Consider the following 18,482-nt stretch of genomic DNA (forward strand, 5'->3'; position numbering starts at 1 on the left):
GACTAATGACGGTAGTGGCCGGCATCAAGGAATACCTCATGAGGCATTCCCTTGAGCTTAAGAGAGATTGTGAACGCTGCTATATTGTCGAACCTAAAAATTGAACGAATGCCCGGGCCCCGCCCGCGCCCTTCCGATTCGATCTGAGATTTCAAGGGTTCGGCACGCTTGCGCCGATCCCGAATGGATACGAGAGTGTTAACCGCAGGCACGCCTCGCCAAAGGACGGAGAAAAAAAATCTTGACCAATCTCGTCCGCGTTCGAACCGCCGTGCTGGATGCGGCTTGCGAGGCGAGCGGTCCGCAAGACGCCGTCCCGGTGGTGCTGCTGCATGGATTTCCCTACGACCCGCGCGCCTTCGACGACGTCACAGCGCTTCTCAACCAGGCCGGTTTGCGCACCATCGTGCCGTATCTGCGCGGCTATGGGGCGACGCGATTTCTTTCCAAGGACACGCCGCGATCCGGCGAGCAGGCCGCCCTTGGCCAGGACCTGCTTGAGCTGCTCGACGCGCTCAACATTGAGCGCGCGATCCTTGCCGGATTCGACTGGGGCGGCCGCGCGGCCTGTATCGTTTCGGCCTTGTGGCCGGAACGCGTGCTCGCCCTCGTCAGTTGCACCGGCTACAACATCCAGGACATCGCGCGATCGCAGAAGCCGGCCGATCCGGCGCAGGAGTTGCGGTTCTGGTACCAATATTATTTTCACACCGAGCGGGGACGCAACGGCCTGACCGGGAACCGCGGCGAGTTTTGCAAATTGCTCTGGAAATTGTGGTCGCCGGCGTGGGCGTTCGACGAGGCGACATTCGACCGGACAGCGGCCTCTTTTGCCAACGACGATTTCGTCGATGTGGTCATTCACTCCTATCGCCACCGCCTGCAGAATGCGCCGGGCGATCCGCGCTACGCCGGCATCGAGGCGAGATTGGCCGCACAGCCGAAAATCTCCGTCCCGACCATCAACATTCATGGCGCCGTGGACGGGGTAAATCCGGTGCGGAGCTCCGAGGGGCACGCAAAGTATTTCGGTGCGCAATACCAGCGCCGCGTGTTCGAAGGTGTCGGACATAATCCGCCGCAGGAGGATCCGAAGGGTTTTGCGGAGGCGATTTTGGATGTTCGGAAGATGGCGGGAGAATAGCGCGACTTCCCTCCTATTCAACTTTCAAACAGCCAATTCCCGTTTTCGTCATGGCCGGGCTTCGTCCCGGCCATCCACGTCTTGGCAGGGGGCGAATGGCGAGTAGCGAATGGCGAATTTCTATTCGCTACTCTCCATTCGCTATTCGCCTATTCGCGTGCGGCCAAGACGTGGATGCCCGGGACAAGCCCGGGCATGACGAGCTCCGATATAAAGCGCGAACTTCAAACGCAGTTTCACGATCTCGCGGCGCGAAGCGCCCGAGTTGTGCAAGAAACTTCCGCCCCCAAGAGGGCGTGGGGAATGCCGGGCGCCGATGCACCCGCAGCCGCGCGTGTAGTGTAGTAAACACGCGCGTTAGTCACCACAGGTCCACCGGAACATCCCGGCATTCCCGCACGCAATGGTTTTAACGGGTTCCTTCGTGCTCTCCCCGGTGACCGGGCTCTTTTGCCACCGTCATTGATGGAGTTACCTTCACCAACTTGACACCAGCGTCGGGGTGTCAGGACCACACGACTTCACCGTCCGCTTAAGCGCTGTTCGTCAATACCGCCACCGCGTCCACCGCATCCCATCCCGCGTTCGTGACGACCGCGAAGCGCCCCTCGAGTGGGACGAGACGGCATAATTAGCGAAGTGATTTGCGTGAGAACGAAACAGGAATATTTTTGCAAAGAGGGCTGGACAGGTTTTTACTGATTTGCCCGTCGGGCAAATCAGTGCCGCACATTCCCGTCATCCTGAGGTGCGAGCTTTGCGGTGCACTTGCACCGCTGGGCGAGCCTCGAAGGATGGGCCGCGGGCTGTCATCCTTCGAGGCTCGCGAAGAGCTCGCACCTCAGGATGACGGTTTGAGCTCTCACCCCGTCATTGCGAGGAGCACTTGCGACGAAGCAATCCAGCTTTCTGTGTCGCGGCGCCAAAGCTGGATTGCTTCGCTTCGCTCGCAATGACGGGGAGAGAGACGTGCGCGCCGCCGCCCGAAAAAAAATCCGCCGGAAGCAAAAACCTCCGGCGGATTGTCCTTATCGCGTGACGCGAGACGTTACGCCTTCATCGCTCCCTTCACGGCTTCCGCCGTGATCGGCAGCGAGCGGATTCGGGCGCCGACCGCGTTGAAGATCGCGTTGCCGAGCGCGGGCGCGATCACGGTCACCGCCGGTTCGCCGACGCCGGTGGCCTTTTCACCATTGGCGATGACGCTGATCGCGACTTCCGGCACCTGGCTCATCCGAAGCGGCGTGTAGGTGTCGAAGTTGGTCTGCTCGATGCCGCCATCCTTCAACGTCGCCTTCTCATACATCGCCAGCGACAATCCCCACAGTGCCGCGCCCTCGACCTGGGCGCGGATGTTGTCGGGATGCACTTGCGTGCCGACATCGGTGGCAACTGTCAGCTTCTTGACCTTGACTTCGCCACTTGGCGAGACCGCGACATGGGCCACGCAGGCGGTCCAGCTCGCGGTCGCCCGTTCCTGGGACGAGACGCAGGCGACGCCCATGCCCTCGCCCTTCGGCAGCTGCTTGGTGCCATAACCGGACAGGCCCATCGCCGCGAGCAAAGTGTTGCGCAGCCGTTGCGCACCACCGGCGTTGGCGCCCTTGCCGTCGAGCATGTCGATCCGATACTGCGCGGGGTCCTTGCCGACCGCATGCGCAATCTCGTCGACCATGCTTTCGACCGCCCAGAAGGTCCAGCCCGGCGCGACCGAGCGCAGCTGACCCGACGGGGTGGCGTTGTGCGCCATCTCGTTACGGATGGCGCGGACGTTGTGATTGGGCACGGTGTAGAAGAAGTCCGCGCCATTCACGGTGAACGCATCGAGCGGCCCTTTCTTGTCGACCGAAGGCGACAGAAAATCCGGGATGCCCCAGCGCTGGGTCGGCCACGCAGAGACCACGTCGTGATTGAGCGCGATCAGCCTGCCATCGCCGTCGAGCCCCGCCTTGACCTTCTGGTAGGTGAGCGGCCGCGAGAAATCCATGGTCATGTCGTTCTCGCGCGAGTAGATCACCTTGACCGGCTTGCCGACGGCTTTCGCTGCCTGCACCGCGGGCACCATCATGTCGGCGTCGAGACGGCGGCCAAAGCCTCCGCCCAGCCACATCTGATGCATCACGACGAATTTGGGATCGACCCCGGCAGCACCGGCGGCGATCGCGCCGGAGCGCGTCGCGAACTGGTTGCCGGAATAGATGTGCCAGATATCGCCCTGAAGCTGCGCCGTGGCATTCATCGGCTCCATCGGCGCGTGGATGTTGATGTTGGTGGTGTATTCCGCCTCCATCGTCTTCGCCGCCGTGCCGAAGGCCGCCGCGGTGTCGCCGTCCTTGACGAAGAACTGCCCGGAATCGTCGAGTGCCTGCAGCCGCTTGGCTTCCGCAAACAGCGACTCGCTCGACAGTTTTGCGTTCGGACCGCCGTCATAGCTGATCTTCAGCGCATCTGCTGCCTTGCGGGCGTTGGCGTAGGTGTTGGCCACCGCCACCACCCAGCCGGACGTGGTCCCGGTCTTGTCGTCGAGCGTGACGGCCTTGATGAAGCCCGGCACTTTCTTTGCATCGCTATCGTCGACCGATTTCACCGTCGCGCCGAAGCGCACCGGCGGCGTGACGATCTTGCCGTACACCATGCCCGGCAGCATGACGTCGATGCCGTACTTTGCCGTGCCGTTGGTCTTTGAGGGGATGTCGAGTTGCGGCACCGAGACACCGATCATGGTGTACTGGTCCGGCGTCTTCAGCTTGATCGCCTTCAACTCGTCCGGCGTGAAGGTCTTTGTCGCTTTGCCGCTCTTGACCACTTCGGCAAAGGTCATCGATTTTTTCGATTTTGGATGCGAGATCACGGAATCCCGAACCACGAGTTCACTGGCGGGCACGCCCATTGACGCGGCGGCGGCCTCGGTCAACGCCATACGCCCCGCGGCTCCCGCGCGGCTCATGGCATCGAAGTTCATCATCGTGCTCCAGCTGCCGCCGGTAATCTGCGCGCCGAGCACGGGGTCGTTGAACTTCGGATCGTTGGAAGCGAGCTGAACCCGCATGTCCTTCCAGTTCGCGCCGAGTTCCTCGGAGATGATCTGCGCCATGGTGGAGGCGATGTGCTGGCCCATGTCGGCCTTGCCGCAGGTCACGGTGACGAGGCCGTCGGGTGCGATCGAATACCAGACCGAGGGATCGAAATTACTCGCCGCGGCGAAGGCCTGGTTGATGCCGGGAACGGCCGAGTAACCGAGCGCGAGGCCGGCGGCGGCGGTTCCGACCAGGAACGAGCGGCGGCTGAGATCGGTGGTTTCAATTTGGGGAATCTTCACGTGGCTATTCATGTTGCCCTCCGCTCGGTTCCGGCCGACGCGGTGCGCATTTCGGACGCGGCGCGCATGATCGCTTTCTGAATCCGCGAATAGGTCATGCAACGGCAGAGATTGCCGTCCATATGCGCGATCACTTCCTCCTTGGTCGGGTTGGAGTTTTTCGCAAGCAGGGATGCCGCCTGCAGGATCTGGCCGGACTGGCAGTAGCCGCATTGCGGAACCTGCTCGGCGATCCACGCCTTCTGCAGGGGATGGTCGCCCTTGGCGCTGAGGCCTTCGATGGTCGTGATCTTCTTGCCGGCCGCGTCGCTGATCGAGGTCTGGCAGGATCGCACCGCTTCGCCATTGAGATGGACTGTGCAGGCGCCGCAAAGGCCGGCGCCGCAGCCGAATTTGGTGCCGGTCATCTGCAATTGCTCGCGGATGGCCCATAGCAGCGGGGTATCTCCCGCCGCGTCGACGGACATATTCCGTCCATTGATATTGAGAACAGGCATGGTCTCTTCCCTTGCCGGTGCATGATGCCGCTTACGGCGGCAACTCACGTTGAATCATGGTCTGGCACCCACCGGGCCGATGCCGGACCTTGCGCGGCAGAATATTGCGTTCCATCGCGGAGGCAAATGCAAACTGGAATCGATCAAAGAGAAAATGATTCCGAAAGCGCGTGTTGTGCGTTGCCGCAATAACTTTGCCATAAAATAACCGATGGATTTGATGCCCACGCCAACGGCACGTCGTGATCGCCGCTGGGATCGTTGGGCAGTTCCCACGGGCAAAGGGATCGCGCTACAATGAGGCGAGCCGCGAGATACGTTTGGGAAGCCGAAATGCCAAAAATCAGCCGGGACGGGGTCGAGATCTATTACGAAGTCCATGGCAGCGGCCCGACGCTGCTCCTGACCCACGGCTATTCCTCGACCTCGGCGATGTGGCAGGGCCAAATCGAGGCGTTGTCGCGGCATCACAAGCTCGTGTTGTGGGACATGCGCGGCCATGGCCGGTCCGATTATCCCGATGCCCCCTCAAGCTATAGCGAAGCGCTGACGGTTTCGGACATGGCCTCGCTGCTCGATGAGGTCGGCGCGCGGAACGCCATCATCGGCGGCTTGTCGCTTGGCGGATATATGTCGCTGGCGTTTTACCGCGCCCATCCGGAGCGCGTCCGCGCGCTGTTGATCATCGATACCGGGCCGGGCTTCAAGAAGGACGAGGCCCGCGAGGCCTGGAACAAGCGCGCGCGTGAGACCGGCGACCGTTTTGAGCGCGAAGGTCTTGCCGTGCTCAAGGGCGCAAGCCGCGAACGCTCCGAGGTCAGCCATCGCGACGCCTCAGGGCTGGCCCGCGCCGCGCGCGGCATGCTGGCCCAGCGCGACGCCCGCGTGATCGAATCGTTACCCGACATCAAGGTGCCGTCGCTGGTGGTGGTCGGCGCCGACGACACCCCGTTCCTCGCCGCCTCCGACTACATGGCGGCGAAAATTCCGGGGGCGAAGAAGGTCGTGATCCCGGCCGCCGGCCACGCCGTCAACTTCGACCAGCCGCAGGCGTTTATCGAGGCGGTGCTGCCGTTCCTCGACGGCCTGTCGCACAGCGCAACTGAGGTGGTCCAGTCATGAACCGTTTTGCGTATGCCGCCTTTGGGCTGATCGCCGCTTCGCTCAGCCTTTGCGAGCCTGCCAGCGCCCAGCAATCACTCCCGCTTCAGCGCGCCCCCTTCACCGCGACCTTGTCGAACAATGTGCCGCTGGCGTTCGGGATGGGCGTGACCGATGTCTCGCGGGCGCTGGGCGAACCGCTCAGCTATGTCAGCGGCCGCCCGGGCGACGAAATCTACCTGGCGATCCGCAACCTCGGCGGCAGCGGGTTGATCAACCACAACGACCGGCTCTATCTGCTATTCCGCAACGGCCGGTTGGCCGGCTGGAAGGGCGACTGGGGCCACAACTGGATGTGGCAATAACGGCGCCGCTTCACGTCCCCCCCCGCTCCAACATTCCCCTAACTCTCAACCAATGGATGACCCATGGGAAAAGACATCAAGCTGACCGCTTCCGACAATTTTCAACTCGGCGCCTATCGTGCCGACCCCGCCAGCGCGCCGAAAGGGGCGGTGGTCGTGATCCAGGAAATCTTTGGCGTCAATCACCACATCCGCAGCGTCTGCGATCGTCTCGCCGGCGAAGGTTATGTCGCGATCGCGCCGGCGATCTTCGACCGCGTCGAGCCCAATTTCACGTCCGGCTATTCGCCCGATGAAATCGCGGTCGCCCGCAAATTCGTCGCCAATCCCGACTGGGCGGCGATGCTGCGCGACACGCAAGCCGCGATCGATGCGGTGAAGGATAAAGGCCCGGTCGGCATCATCGGCTTTTGCCTCGGCGGCAGTATTGCCTACGCCGCCGCGACAAAACTTTCCGGTCTATCGGCGGCGATCGGCTATTACGGCGGCGCCGTGGTACGCTTTGCCGACGACAAGCCGAAGGTGCCGACGCAATTGCATTTCGGCGAAAAGGACGCCGGCATTCCGCTCGCCGATGTCGAGACCATCAAGGCCAAAAGGCCCGATGTCGAGATTTTTGTTTATCCCGGCGCCCAGCACGGTTTTCATTGCGACGAGCGGGCGAGTTACGACAAGACCAGCGCCGACATGGCCTGGCCGAGAAGCATGGCGTTCTTTGCGAAGCATTTGAAGAAATAATTTTGGTCGTCATTCCGGGATGGTCCGAAGGACCAGACCTCAGATGCGCAATTGCGCATCGGGGAATCTCGAGATTCCGGGTTCGTCGCTTCGCGCCGCCCCGGAATGACGGCGAAATTCTAAAACCAGCGCTCGCCGACCAGCACGGTATCGCCGGGGCTGAGCGCGGTGCCGAGCGGCACCACCACGCGCATCGAGCCTGAATTGTCGGTGTGGGTCAGCGTCACGCTGTCGCGCCGGGCGCGTGGCGAGAAGCCACCGGCGATCGCGACGGCGCTTTCGACGCTCATGTTGGGCACGTAGGGATATTGGCCGGGAGCTGCGACTTCGCCGAGGATAAAGAACGGCCGGTAGGCTTCGATCTCGACCGCGACCGAGGGATCGCGGATATAGCCGTTGCGCAATTTGGCGGTGATTTCCGCGGCGAGGCCCGCCGGCGTCCGTCCGCGCGCCGGGACTGACCCGATCAGTGGCATGGTGATCGCACCACCAGCGGAGATCGAGTAAGTATTGGTGAGCCCTTCCTGGCCATAGACCACGACCCGCAGCTTGTCGCCGGCATCGAGCCGGTAGGCCGTTTCATAGGCGACCGGCATCGGGGCAGGCATCGGCGCCGCCGCATAGGCCTCTTGCGGCGGTGTGTAGGAACGTTGCGGTGCCGCGGCAAAGGCATTGCGCAGCGCGCTGATGGCGCCGCCGGAATCTGATGCGCCCGATGAGGCGTAAGCCGCACCCGCCGGGACCGGAGGATAGGGTTCGCCATAGGCAAGCGAATCGAGATCGCCTTGCGGCTGCGCCATCGCGACCGGGCCGGTCGCGTGCATGCAGCCCGACAACGCGAGCGCGGTCATGGCGGCAATGATCGGCAATCGAAACGCGCGCGCAAACCGCACCTTGGCCATCCCCGATAGCGAGAGCCTAAGTTTTGCACCGGTTATGGTTAACAAATCGTTGTTGCGCGGAGCTGAAACGGCGCGGCGGAAGGCTCCCTCGCCCCGCCCTTGCGGGGAGAGGGTGGGGTGAGGGGCTGCTTCCGCAAATTTCGAGAATGAAGAGTGCGCGGTGAGAGCCCCTCACCCGGATTGCTTCGCAATCCGACCTCTCCCCGCGTAAGAGCGGGGCGAGGTTAAGAAAGCCCGCAAGCGGGGAGAGGCGCAGAGCAGCGGCGAAAAATATCACGCCGCGCTGACGCCGGCGCCGATCGGGCAGGACACGCCGGTGCCGCCAAGTCCGCAATAGCCGGCCGGATTCTTGGCGAGATATTGCTGATGATAATCCTCGGCGAAATAGAACTCGCCGGCGGGTGCGATCTCGGTGGTGATGGCGGGAAGGCCTTTTGCGGCGAGCGCCTTTTGATAGGCCGCGCGCGAGGCATCCGCGGCTTGGCGCTGCGCGTCGTTGAGGGTGTAGATCGCGGAACGATATTGGGTGCCGACATCATTGCCCTGACGCATGCCCTGCGTCGGGTTGTGATTTTCCCAGAACGTCTTCAGGAGCTGGTCGTAGGAGATCTTCTTCGGATCGAACACCACCAGTACCGCCTCGGTATGACCGGTGCGGCCCGAACAGACCTCTTCATAGGTCGGGTTCCTGGTATGACCGCCGGCGTAGCCGACGGCAGTGGTGTAGATGCCATCGCCAAGCTCCCAGAATTTTCGCTCCGCGCCCCAGAAGCAACCGAGCCCGAATACGGCCTGCTCCAGCCCTTGCGGATAAGGCGGTTGCAGCGGGCGGCCATTCACAAAATGCCTTGATGCGGTGGGGATCGGGGTGGCACGGCCCGGCAGCGCCTCGGCGGCGCTCGGCAATGCGGTGGTCTTGCGCATGAACAACATGGTCACCTCCCGGCGTCAGGATGTCAGGGAAATCTGTGTCTCTAATATATGTCTTTACGTCTGCAGCCAAAGCCCCGTTACGCCGCCCGGGGTGAGCACCAGAGGCGGCACGCCGCCCCGGCCGGCCGGTTCTCGCGGGGCGCGCGCGCGCGCGCGCGTGTGCGCGCTTCAGTCCCGCGAATAGCCGATCAGGGGCTTGCTCGGCCGGAACAGCAGCATCAGCACAATGCCGACCACGCCCAGCACGGCAAAAACCGGCTGGTCCAGGATAACCCTGACCACACTGGTCCAGAGCCAGGGCGCGGTTCCCTCCACCCAGGTGCGGAAGGCCTGCTGGCTGGATTGGTGGATGTCGTTCCAGAATTGGCCGAACCGGGTGAACCGCAGGTTTTGATCGGCGACCCAGCGGGCGCCGTCATAGACCATGAAGACAAATCCGCCGGCCAGCAGCAACAGGCCGATAAGTCGGAAAAAACCGCGGATCATGCGTCACCTACCCTCTCGCGCGCCCCGAAAACGCTGCCAGCCCTTAGCGGGGCAGCAGCGGAAATTCAACCTCATCAGCACCTTATCAGCGTTTTACGACCGCAACCGCCTCCCCCCAAGAGGGGTAGAAAGCGTTGACGCTGCAAGGCCCGCCCTCTATAAGGGCGGCAATGGCGGCGGGCGCAATCCCGCCGCCGCTGTTCTTTGAGATCAGCCATTTTCCGGAAGCAAGTTTTGCGTGAGCCGGTTTGCTTCGGACATGTTTGCTTGCGGACAATGTTTGCTTGCCGACAATGTTTGCTTGCGGACAATGGCCGCCTCCAAAGAGCACCCGAAACAACTACCAAAGCGTCGATCTCAGGTTTGAACGGCCGGCGCGCCCAAAGCCCTACCATTTAGCGAGCGGTCACCGCCGAAGGATATTCGAGACCATGGCCAATACCACTTCCGCCAAGAAGGCGACGCGCAAGATTGCCCGCCGCACCATCATCAACAAGTCGCGCCGCACCCAGATGCGCGGCGCGGTACGAACGGTCGAAGAAGCGATCAAGAGCGGCGACCGCGATGCAGCGTTGAAGGCGATGGCGCGCGCGGAGCCAGAACTGATGCAGGCAGCGCAGCGCAACATCATTCACAAGAACAATGCGAGCCGGAAGGTTTCGCGCCTCGCGCATCAGATCGCCAAGCTTGCGAAATGAACTGAACGAAAAGGAAATTCGTCAAAAGGCCCGGCTAGCGTCGGGCCTTTTGCTTTTCGTCGATTGTTTCGTTGCTGTGCGGCGAACGGCGTGTCATATTTCTTTGCACCCGTAGTTTTACTGCCGCAGTTTTGCGGACGATAGAACGTTGTGCGCAGACGCGAGAAACCCGCGCTTTGCGCCATGAAGATGGAATAGCGCCAGGCGTTTCATCCGAGCCTGGCAAGCGGGAGTTACCCGAAAAAACAGTCGCGAAAAACTTCGCTTCGCTAATCACTTAACGCCATAGTGACGGCAAGCGTTTCGAAAATCCGCTCTCGCGGTGATCGATTGTAAAGATTTTATTAAAAATTTTCGCTGCCATGCCGAGATTTGTGACAGCGCCCGATGCGCGCGATTCTGCGCGCTGATTCAAAAACTTGCTTTCAAGTATCACAATAACTGCACCGCGGTTGGCACGCGGAGTAGCGCCAAACCTTGAATCAAATTGATTGCGAGATGCTGTGCATCGTGTATTTCTAAAGACGTTCGCGGCGCCCACGGCTCTTGAGACCAGCGCGGTTTGAGAAACGGGGCGGACGTGCAAATCGGCGGCGGTGTGCGCGTTGGCGACGCTTTCCAAGCGATTGTCGGATCGAATCTCATAGCAATGTGAGGATCGAGGTTCTGTGTCGAAATTTCTCAGGCGGGGCAGCGTTGCCTCGTCCGCTTCGAATAAGAGAGATACGAGACCGGCCAGCCGAGAAGCGCCATTGGAGGCGAAGCCAGCGGACAAATGAGGACGGACGGGCTGAGGAGTGCGGCGAGCGGCTGAACGAATTTGATGTTCGGACGGGGCCGATCGAATTTGAAACATGCGTGGACTGACAACTTGCCGCGGGCGACCACGGTGAGAGGGGGAGGTTGTATGCTTTACGGAATCATCACGGCGGCGCATCGAATCGCCATTTCAAACGATGCCTCATTGGACGCTTGGGATTATCACGCTTGGGATTATGACCCCTTGGATTTTGTCGCCCTGGACGCCGCCTGCGCGCGGCCTCGCGCGCGGGCTCCGGATAGGCCGAGTACGCGCTGACCTCGCGGTCGCTTCTTTTCCAACCTGATTGATCTGTGGCGCGGCATCTCGCCGAACGGCCGGTCTTTGGCTGGAGTTGAAGCTTCCCTTGAGGTCGCGCCGAGCGGAGCACACGCCGCCCGGCGATTCGTCAGGCAACGTCACTCGTTTTAGAAAAGTCTTCAGGACAATGACAAATATCGAACAGGATCGCTGGTCACGCGTGAAGGGTCGGCTGCGCTCGAGCGTCGGAGAAGACGTCTACACCAGCTGGTTCGCGCGAATGGATTTGGAGAGCGTCGAGCAGGAAAGCGTCCGCCTTTCGGTTCCGACGCGGTTTCTCAAGAGCTGGATCCAGGCGCATTACGCCGAGCGGGTTCTGACCTGCTGGCAGGCCGAGATGCCGGAAGTGCATCGCATCGACTTGACCGTGCGCACCGCGATGCGATGCGCCGCGCCGGCCAAGGAGGCGATAGCGCCGGTCGACGCGCGCCGCACTGAGCGCGCGGACGGCCGTCCCGCGCCCGAACTGCGCGCGACCGCGATCGCGCCGGTATCGGCAAGCCACGACGCGCTCGGCGGCTCGCCGCTCGATCCGCGCCTGACCTTTGGCAGCTTTGTCATCGGCCGCTCCAATACGCTCGCGCATGCGGCGGCGCGCCAGGTTGCGGAAGGCCGGCGCGGCGATGCCGTGATGTTCAATCCGCTTTACATCCACGCCGGCGTCGGCCTCGGCAAGACCCATTTGCTGCAGGCCGTGACCTGGGCCGGCAATTCGGGCAGCGAACGCAAGGTGCTCTATCTGACCGCCGAAAAGTTCATGTACGGCTTTGTCGCGGCGCTGAAGACCCAGACCGCGCTGGCCTTCAAGGAAGCATTGCGCGGCATCGACGTGCTTGTCATCGACGATCTGCAATTCCTGCAGGGAAAGTCGACCCAGGCGGAATTTTGCCACACGCTCAATGCGCTGATCGACGCCGGCCGCCAAGTGGTGATCGCCGCCGATCGTCCGCCGTCGGACCTCGAGAGCCTCGACGACCGCGTGCGCTCGCGGCTGGCCGGTGGCCTCGTGGTCGAGATGGGATCGCTTGGCGAGGAATTGCGGCTTGGCATCCTCAAATCTCGCGTTGCCGCCGCGCGCGCCCATCATGCAAGCTTCGACGTGCCGGAGCCGGTGCTGGATTATCTGGCGCGAACCATCACCCATAATGGCCGCGACCTCGAAGGCGCCATCAATCGCCTGCTCGCGCACTCAAAGCTCAACGCCCAGCCGGTGACCCTGGAGATGGCCGAGCGCGAAGTGCGCGACCTGATCCGCCCGCAGGAACCGAAGCGGATCAAGATCGAGGACATTCAGCGGGTGGTGGCGCGGCAGTATAATGTCAGCCGCTCCGACTTGCTGTCCTCGCGCCGCACCGCCAACGTGGTGCGCCCGCGCCAGGTCGCGATGTATCTGGCCAAGACGCTGACCCTGCGTTCGCTGCCGGAGATCGGCCGCCGCTTCGGCGGACGCGATCACACCACGGTCTTGCACGCGGTGCGCAAGATCGAGGCGCTGGTGGCCAAGGATACCGCGCTCTCCGAAGAGGTCGAATCGCTCAAGCGCCAGCTGCAGGAATAGGCGGTTCCGCTCTTGGTCGTCCCGGCCTTGCGCCGGGACCCCTAGCGTGAGCGCATTTGCGCTCATCGCGGCGCCGCGGCCCAGCGTTAGGCACGATGGTAGACGGCGTCTGTTCCAACAAACGCCTGTGGTTGTGGGTCCTGCTTTCGCAGGGACGACTTGGGACCGTTGAATTTTAACCTGAAAACGTGGGGAACGGCCCGCCGTTTCCCTTGCGCTAGCGCCCCATCCGCGCCACCTTGCGGTCCCCCTAAGGGTTTGATCAAGTCCAGCCTTGATCGGGCCTTTCGGGCCTCATGCCGCGGCGCGCCTTTCGGGCCGCCCGGCTTTTCCATCTTAGGGATCAGGCGGGTATTGCTATGAAGGTTACCGTCGAACGCGCGCAACTCTTGAAATCGCTGGGCCACGTCCATCGCGTGGTCGAGCGCCGCAACACCATTCCGATCCTCGGCAACGTGCTGGTCCGCGCCGAAAATGCGCGGCTGTCGCTCAAAGCCACCGACCTCGACCTCGAAGTGACCGAGACGCTGCCGGCGGAAGCCGCAAGCGGCGGCTCGACCACGGTGCCGGCGCATATGTTCTACGACATCGTGCGCAAGCTGCCGGACGGCGCGCAGATCGTGCTGGAAGGCGACGGCGACCGCTCGGTGCTGGCGATCCGCGCCGGACGGTCGCGCTTCACCCTGCAGACGCTGCCCGAGAACGACTTTCCCGACCTTGCCGCCGGCGACATGACGCATTCGTTCACGCTTGCCGCCTCCGACATGAAGCGGCTGATCGACCGCACGCAGTTTGCGATCTCGACCGAGGAGACCCGTTACTATCTCAACGGCATCTATCTCCACACCGCGGGGACCGCCAAGGCCGCGACCTTGCGCGCGGTCGCAACCGACGGGCATCGTCTGGCGCAGATCGACCTGGTTTTGCCGAAAGGCGCCGCCGGCATGCCCGGCGTGATCGTGCCGCGCAAGACCGTCGGCGAAGTGCAGCGGCTGATCGAGGACAACGAAGCCGAAGTCAAAATCGAGCTGTCGCAGGGAAAAATCCGCTTCACCATTGGCGATGTGGTGCTGACCTCGAAGCTGATCGACGGCACCTTTCCGGATTACGGCCGCGTGATCCCGCAGAACAACGACAAGGAACTGATCGTCGACAAGAAGGATTTCGAGGCCGCGGTCGACCGCGTCTCGACGATTTCGAGCGAGCGCGGCCGCGCGGTGAAACTGGCGCTATCGGCGGGAAAGCTGGTGCTGTCGGTGACCAACCCGGATTCCGGCAGCGCCACCGAAGAGCTCGAAGTCGAATACGCCTCCGACGCGCTCGATATCGGCTTCAACTCCCGCTATCTCCTGGACATCGCCGCCCAGATCGAGGGCGAGGTCGCGGTGCTCAAACTGGCCGATCCCGGTTCGCCGACGCTCGTGCAGGACAAGGAATCCAAAGGCGCGCTCTACGTGCTGATGCCGATGCGGGTGTAGCGCGGCCGTCATGCCCGCGAAAGCGGGTATCCAGTAATCACCGGCGCGCATGAAGTCATAAGCGGCGCGGCGTACTGGATCATCCGCTTTCGCGGATGATGACGATAGAAGTCGAGGCGGCATTCGGGACGTTTGCACGCCCGGCAATGACAGATTAGACCCCATGACCGCCTCGCGCATTCATCGCCTGACCCTCACGCACTTCCGCAATTATCGCGCCGCGCAGCTTGAGGCGCGGGGCGATGTGGTGGTGCTGGTCGGGCCGAACGGGGCGGGAAAGACCAACTGCATCGAGGCGGTCTCGTTCCTGTCGCCGGGGCGCGGCTTGCGGCGGGCGACGCTCGAGGATGTCGCCGACAATCAGGGTGACGGCTCCTGGGCGGTGTCCGCCGAGGTCGAGGGCGCCCTGGGGCTTGCTACGCTCGGCACCGGCATCGATGCGCCGGGCGCTGATACCCAAGCCACCAGCCGGCGCTGCCGGATCGACCGCGAACCGGTCAGCTCAGTGACCGCGTTCGGCGATCATTTGCGCATGGTGTGGCTGACGCCTGCGATGGACGGGCTGTTTCTAGGCGCGGCATCGGAGCGGCGGCGGTTCTTCGACCGCCTGGTGCTGGCGATCGACAGCGAGCATACGAGCCGCGTCTCGGCGCTCGATCGAAGCCTGCGCTCGCGCAACCGCCTGCTGGAAGTGCGCAATTACGATGACCATTGGTGCGACGCGATCGAACGCGAAACCGCCGAACTCGCGGTCGCGGTGGCGGCGACCCGCGGCCAGACCGCCACAAAACTCGCGGCGATGCTGCGCGCGCGCGGTGCATCGGCCTTTCCATCCGCCCACATCATGCTCGACGGCTGGATGGAGAACGCCCTGCTCACCGAACCCGCCACCGCGGTTGAAGATCGCTACCGGCAGATTTTGCGCGAGGGCCGCGCGCGCGACGCCGCCGCCGGCCGCACGCTCGACGGCCCGCATCTGACCGATCTGCAGGTAATCTACGCGCCGAAGAACATGCCGGCGCGCGATGCCTCGACCGGCGAACAGAAGGCGCTGCTGATCGGGCTCGTGCTGGCCCATGCCACCCTGGTCGCCGAGATGACGGGGATCACGCCGCTATTGCTGCTCGACGAAGTGGTGGCGCATCTTGATCCCTCCAGGCGCCACGCCCTGTTCGCCGAGCTGACAAAACTCGGCGCGCAGGTCTGGATGACCGGCGCCGATCCCGCGGCGTTTGCCGGCATCGGCGCGGCAGGCGAGATATTTGACGTCGATTCCGGCCGCATCGGCCGCCGCGCCTGAGCCCATGGCGCAAGCCGGTTTGAACCAAACCCGCATTTGGCGCGACTAGATTTCCAAAGCCGCGCCCACTCGCCGCCGCCATCGCTGCCGCGCGACGATCTCAGGCGTCGGCAACTACCGGAGATCACCAATGTTTGGAACGTCGCGCGGGGCACGGGCCCCGGCAAGAAAAGCGCTGCTGGCCCTCGCCTTCGCGCTGGCCGTGGCCGCGTCGATCGCGGCGTTCACCGCCATGCAGATGGGCCCGCTCGAAGCCGAGCCGGACTCCGTCTTGCCGGTGCCGAAGAGTTATATCTTTAGCTCGCTTGAGGACCATGTAGGGGCCGACAAGGCACCGTACCGCCTCGAACTCGACGCGCGCGTACCCGCCGGCCTCAATTCGGTACTGGCCTTCTATCGCGCCGAACTCGGCAAGCGCGGATGGCAGGAAGCCTCCGAGCACGCCGTGATCAAGCCGGACCAGGTGCTGCTTGCGTTTTCCTCGCCCGACGGGCTGGCGGTGCTGAAACTCGGCCGCAGCAATGGCCAGACGACGATCAACCTCGTGCAGAAGATTCCGGCCGCGGCCGCGAAAGCGGGCGTGCTGCCGAAGCCCGGTCAGGCAAACCTGTCGTTCATGAATGCCAGCCAAAGCGATGCCACGCTCACGATCAACGAACAGACCTTCCGGATCGCCGCCGGCAGCGGTGTACTGCCGGCCGCGGCACCGACGCTCGGTCTGCCGCCCGGCAAATACCGCTATTCGCTGGAGGTCGCGAACGGCCCGGTGCAAAACAATGAGATCGAGCTGACCGCCGATGACAACACGGGTCTGACGATCGGCGCGAGCGGACAGGTCACGCTGCAGCAGGCATATTGAGGCGACAGGATGCAGGCCAGATCGCCCGCCGTCCCTGAGGGCTGTGCGGGTGTGAGGCCGGAGGATGTCACTGCGTCGCGTTCGACGATCGCGGCGCCTGCCCGCCAAGCACCTGATCGATGACGGATTGGATCAGAAACACCGATCCCTTTTCGGTCAGGTGGACCTGATCGCTCGCGGTGATATCGCGGGCTTCATCGCCGACCCGCGTCAGACAGCCCTCCGCGCTGCACATGACATCCCACACCGAAATGAATTCGGCGCCGAGCGGCTCCAGTTTTGCGCGCAACTTCGCATCCGACCCATCGTGGTCCGCGTCACCAAGACGCTCCGGAATCAGCCGGTGATGCAACATGAAATAGCGCAATACCTCATTCGGCAGTCCGCGTTTCCACCACGGCACCGAACCCAGAACGACGACACGGGCATTGGTCTCTTTCTTCAGCGCCGCCACGGTCGCGGCCATGCCATCGAGATATTGCGACCAGGTGGAGTGCAACAGCACGATCTCTGGCCTGAGCTCACGGGCGAGCGACAACACCTGTTCGTTGATCGCGCGGCAGTTCGGCGCGTCCGGCATATCGGTGTTGAGCGCCGGCACGCAGGAACTGGAGGTGAACTGGGCGATGCCGAAGCCGCGCTTTTGCTGGGCGCTGCGCAAGCCGGGCAACAGTGCGCCGGCGGTGGAATCGCCCCAGACCAGAATCAGCGGGCGCCGGTTTCGATCGACACAGTCGTCGGCGAACGAGGTTTCATGGCCGAGATCGAGCAGACATTGATGAAAGCGCCATTTTGAGGAATCGCTCTGCACATCCGCCATCTCGCGGATCTCAGGCGGCAGCCGGAAGCCAAAACCCCGGCCCTGAACGACCATGGCACCCGAGACCGCTATCAGCGCCATCGCGGTGCTGAGCGAGGCGATCTTGAGCGGACTTGGGCGGCCAAACCGGATTGGCTTTTCGACCCATCGATAGGTGAGCCAGGCCAGCACCGTGCTCAGGCCCAGGATCAGTTCGCCATCGAGCGGCGTCAGCGGCTCGAATTTGATGATCCCGTAAAACACCAGTAGCGGCCAATGCCAGAGATAGAGCGGATAGCTGATCTCTCCGATCCAAACCAGCAGCGGGTTAGCCAACAGATACCGGCAGCCCCACGCCGCTGGCGAAGACAACACGAGCACGGAGCCAGCGACCGGCAGGGCCGCCCACCAGCCCGGAAATGCGCTTTTGGTATTGAGCACGACGGCCGCCGTCGCAATCAGCGCCGTCCCGGCAAAGGCGCGCAAATTGCTCGCCGCATCGGTTTGGCTGAAATAGCTCCAGCCGCAGGCCAAGACCGCGCCGGCCAGCAATTCGAAGGCGCGGGTGAAGGGCAGATAGAAGGTCGCGACCGGAGAAGAGCCGATCAGCGCCACATTGAGCAGGAACGACGCGACGCCGAGGACCGCCGCGGTCATCAGGATGTTCAGGCGCAGCCGCGCGGCCAGCATCAGGATCAGCGGCCAGACCAGGTAGAATTGCTCCTCGATGCCGAGCGACCACAGATGCAGCAGCGGCTTTTTGGCGGATTCGACGTCGAAATAACCGGACTGCAGCAGCAGGGCGAAATTTGCAAAAAACGCCGCGCTGGCAAAGACGTCGGCGCTCAACTGCGCATAGGCCGAAGGCAGCATCCACAGCCAGCCCAGCACCAGGGTCGCTGTGAGCACCACGATCAGGGCCGGGAAAATCCGCCTGATCCTGCGGGCATAGAAGGTAAGCAAGCTGAAGCGCTGTTGATCGAGCTCGCGCGCGACAATGCCGGTGATCAGAAAGCCGGAAATCACGAAGAAAATATCGACGCCGATGAAGCCGCCCGGCAGCGCTTCCGGGAAGGCGTGAAAATTCATCACCAGCATCACGGCGACGGCCCGCAGGCCGTCGATGTCGGGCCGATGTCGGTCAGAGGGCGTGGACAACATCGGCCAATCCAAAAGAACGCAAGA

At 62.9% G+C, this 18,482-nt stretch carries 16 protein-coding genes; 9 read left to right on the top strand and 7 right to left on the bottom strand.

The features are described from left to right. Positions 1-241: 241 nt before the first annotated feature. On the top strand, positions 242-1,144 hold the full coding sequence (locus B5526_RS17920; protein WP_079540089.1) for an alpha/beta fold hydrolase: 903 nt from the start codon (positions 242-244) through the stop codon (positions 1,142-1,144). A gap of 1,048 nt (positions 1,145-2,192) precedes the next feature. On the opposite strand, the gene B5526_RS17925 is transcribed toward B5526_RS17920, so the two are convergent. Together B5526_RS17925 and B5526_RS17930 are read right to left on the bottom strand one after the other, a co-directional pair. Beyond that, entirely contained in the window at positions 2,193-4,475 is a 2,283-nt protein-coding gene (locus B5526_RS17925; RefSeq protein WP_079540091.1) for a xanthine dehydrogenase family protein molybdopterin-binding subunit, read from the bottom strand. After that, positions 4,472-4,960, bottom strand: a complete 489-nt coding sequence (locus tag B5526_RS17930) for a (2Fe-2S)-binding protein (protein ID WP_079540093.1) — start codon at positions 4,958-4,960, stop codon at positions 4,472-4,474. The genes B5526_RS17925 and B5526_RS17930 overlap by 4 nt, the downstream gene beginning before the upstream one ends. A 333-nt stretch (positions 4,961-5,293) precedes the next feature. On the opposite strand from B5526_RS17930, the gene B5526_RS17935 reads away from it, so the two are divergent. From B5526_RS17935 to B5526_RS17945, 3 genes are all read left to right on the top strand, one after another. Further along, complete coding sequence (locus B5526_RS17935; protein WP_079540095.1) at positions 5,294-6,082, top strand: alpha/beta fold hydrolase; 789 nt, start codon at positions 5,294-5,296, stop codon at positions 6,080-6,082. Then, positions 6,079-6,426 (top strand): hypothetical protein, encoded by a 348-nt coding sequence (locus B5526_RS17940; protein WP_079540097.1) that lies wholly within the window; start codon positions 6,079-6,081, stop codon positions 6,424-6,426. Before B5526_RS17935 ends, B5526_RS17940 begins: the two co-directional genes overlap by 4 nt. A 63-nt stretch (positions 6,427-6,489) precedes the next feature. Further along, the gene (locus B5526_RS17945; protein ID WP_079540099.1) at positions 6,490-7,164 is read left to right on the top strand and encodes a dienelactone hydrolase family protein; all 675 of its coding nucleotides are present in this window, start codon (positions 6,490-6,492) and stop codon (positions 7,162-7,164) included. Positions 7,165-7,283: 119 nt separating this feature from the next. On the opposite strand, the gene B5526_RS17950 is transcribed toward B5526_RS17945, so the two are convergent. The 3 genes from B5526_RS17950 to B5526_RS17960 all read right to left on the bottom strand — a co-directional run bounded on the left by B5526_RS17950 (position 7,284) and on the right by B5526_RS17960 (position 9,485). After that, the gene (locus B5526_RS17950) at positions 7,284-8,057 is read right to left on the bottom strand and encodes a polysaccharide biosynthesis/export family protein (protein WP_244562329.1); all 774 of its coding nucleotides are present in this window, start codon (positions 8,055-8,057) and stop codon (positions 7,284-7,286) included. A gap of 282 nt (positions 8,058-8,339) precedes the next feature. Continuing rightward, a complete protein-coding gene (gene msrA / locus B5526_RS17955; protein WP_079540103.1) occupies positions 8,340-8,999 on the bottom strand; it encodes a peptide-methionine (S)-S-oxide reductase MsrA in 660 nt (219 codons plus the stop codon). 168 nt (positions 9,000-9,167) lie between these two features. Then, positions 9,168-9,485, bottom strand: a complete 318-nt coding sequence (locus tag B5526_RS17960; protein ID WP_079540105.1) for a hypothetical protein — start codon at positions 9,483-9,485, stop codon at positions 9,168-9,170. Positions 9,486-9,916: 431 nt separating this feature from the next. Here B5526_RS17960 and rpsT point away from each other — a divergent pair, with 431 nt between their 5' ends. Then, positions 9,917-10,183, top strand: coding sequence for a 30S ribosomal protein S20 (gene rpsT, locus B5526_RS17965; protein ID WP_079540108.1), 267 nt, complete (start codon positions 9,917-9,919; stop codon positions 10,181-10,183). Positions 10,184-10,460: 277 nt separating this feature from the next. Here rpsT and B5526_RS37775 read toward each other — a convergent pair whose 3' ends face one another. Next, positions 10,461-10,805 (bottom strand): hypothetical protein, encoded by a 345-nt coding sequence (locus tag B5526_RS37775; protein ID WP_154071350.1) that lies wholly within the window; start codon positions 10,803-10,805, stop codon positions 10,461-10,463. Positions 10,806-11,430: 625 nt separating this feature from the next. On the opposite strand from B5526_RS37775, the gene dnaA reads away from it, so the two are divergent. From dnaA to B5526_RS17985, 4 genes are all read left to right on the top strand, one after another. Beyond that, complete coding sequence (gene dnaA, locus B5526_RS17970) at positions 11,431-12,861, top strand: chromosomal replication initiator protein DnaA (RefSeq protein ID WP_079540110.1); 1,431 nt, start codon at positions 11,431-11,433, stop codon at positions 12,859-12,861. A 359-nt stretch (positions 12,862-13,220) separates the two neighbouring features. Next, positions 13,221-14,339: a DNA polymerase III subunit beta gene (gene dnaN, locus B5526_RS17975; protein ID WP_079540112.1), complete on the top strand. Its 1,119-nt coding sequence runs from the start codon at positions 13,221-13,223 to the stop codon at positions 14,337-14,339. Positions 14,340-14,502: 163 nt separating this feature from the next. Next, positions 14,503-15,639, top strand: a complete 1,137-nt coding sequence (gene recF, locus B5526_RS17980) for a DNA replication/repair protein RecF (protein WP_079540114.1) — start codon at positions 14,503-14,505, stop codon at positions 15,637-15,639. Positions 15,640-15,769: 130 nt separating this feature from the next. Beyond that, entirely contained in the window at positions 15,770-16,498 is a 729-nt protein-coding gene (locus tag B5526_RS17985; protein WP_079540116.1) for a hypothetical protein, read from the top strand. A 67-nt stretch (positions 16,499-16,565) separates the two neighbouring features. Here B5526_RS17985 and B5526_RS17990 read toward each other — a convergent pair whose 3' ends face one another. Next, entirely contained in the window at positions 16,566-18,458 is a 1,893-nt protein-coding gene (locus B5526_RS17990) for an acyltransferase family protein (protein ID WP_172842066.1), read from the bottom strand. Between the last annotated feature and the right edge of the window lie 24 nt (positions 18,459-18,482).

Origin of the sequence: Bradyrhizobium lablabi, assembly GCF_900141755.1 — a bacterium.
GTDB classification, from domain to species: domain Bacteria; phylum Pseudomonadota; class Alphaproteobacteria; order Rhizobiales; family Xanthobacteraceae; genus Bradyrhizobium; species Bradyrhizobium lablabi_A.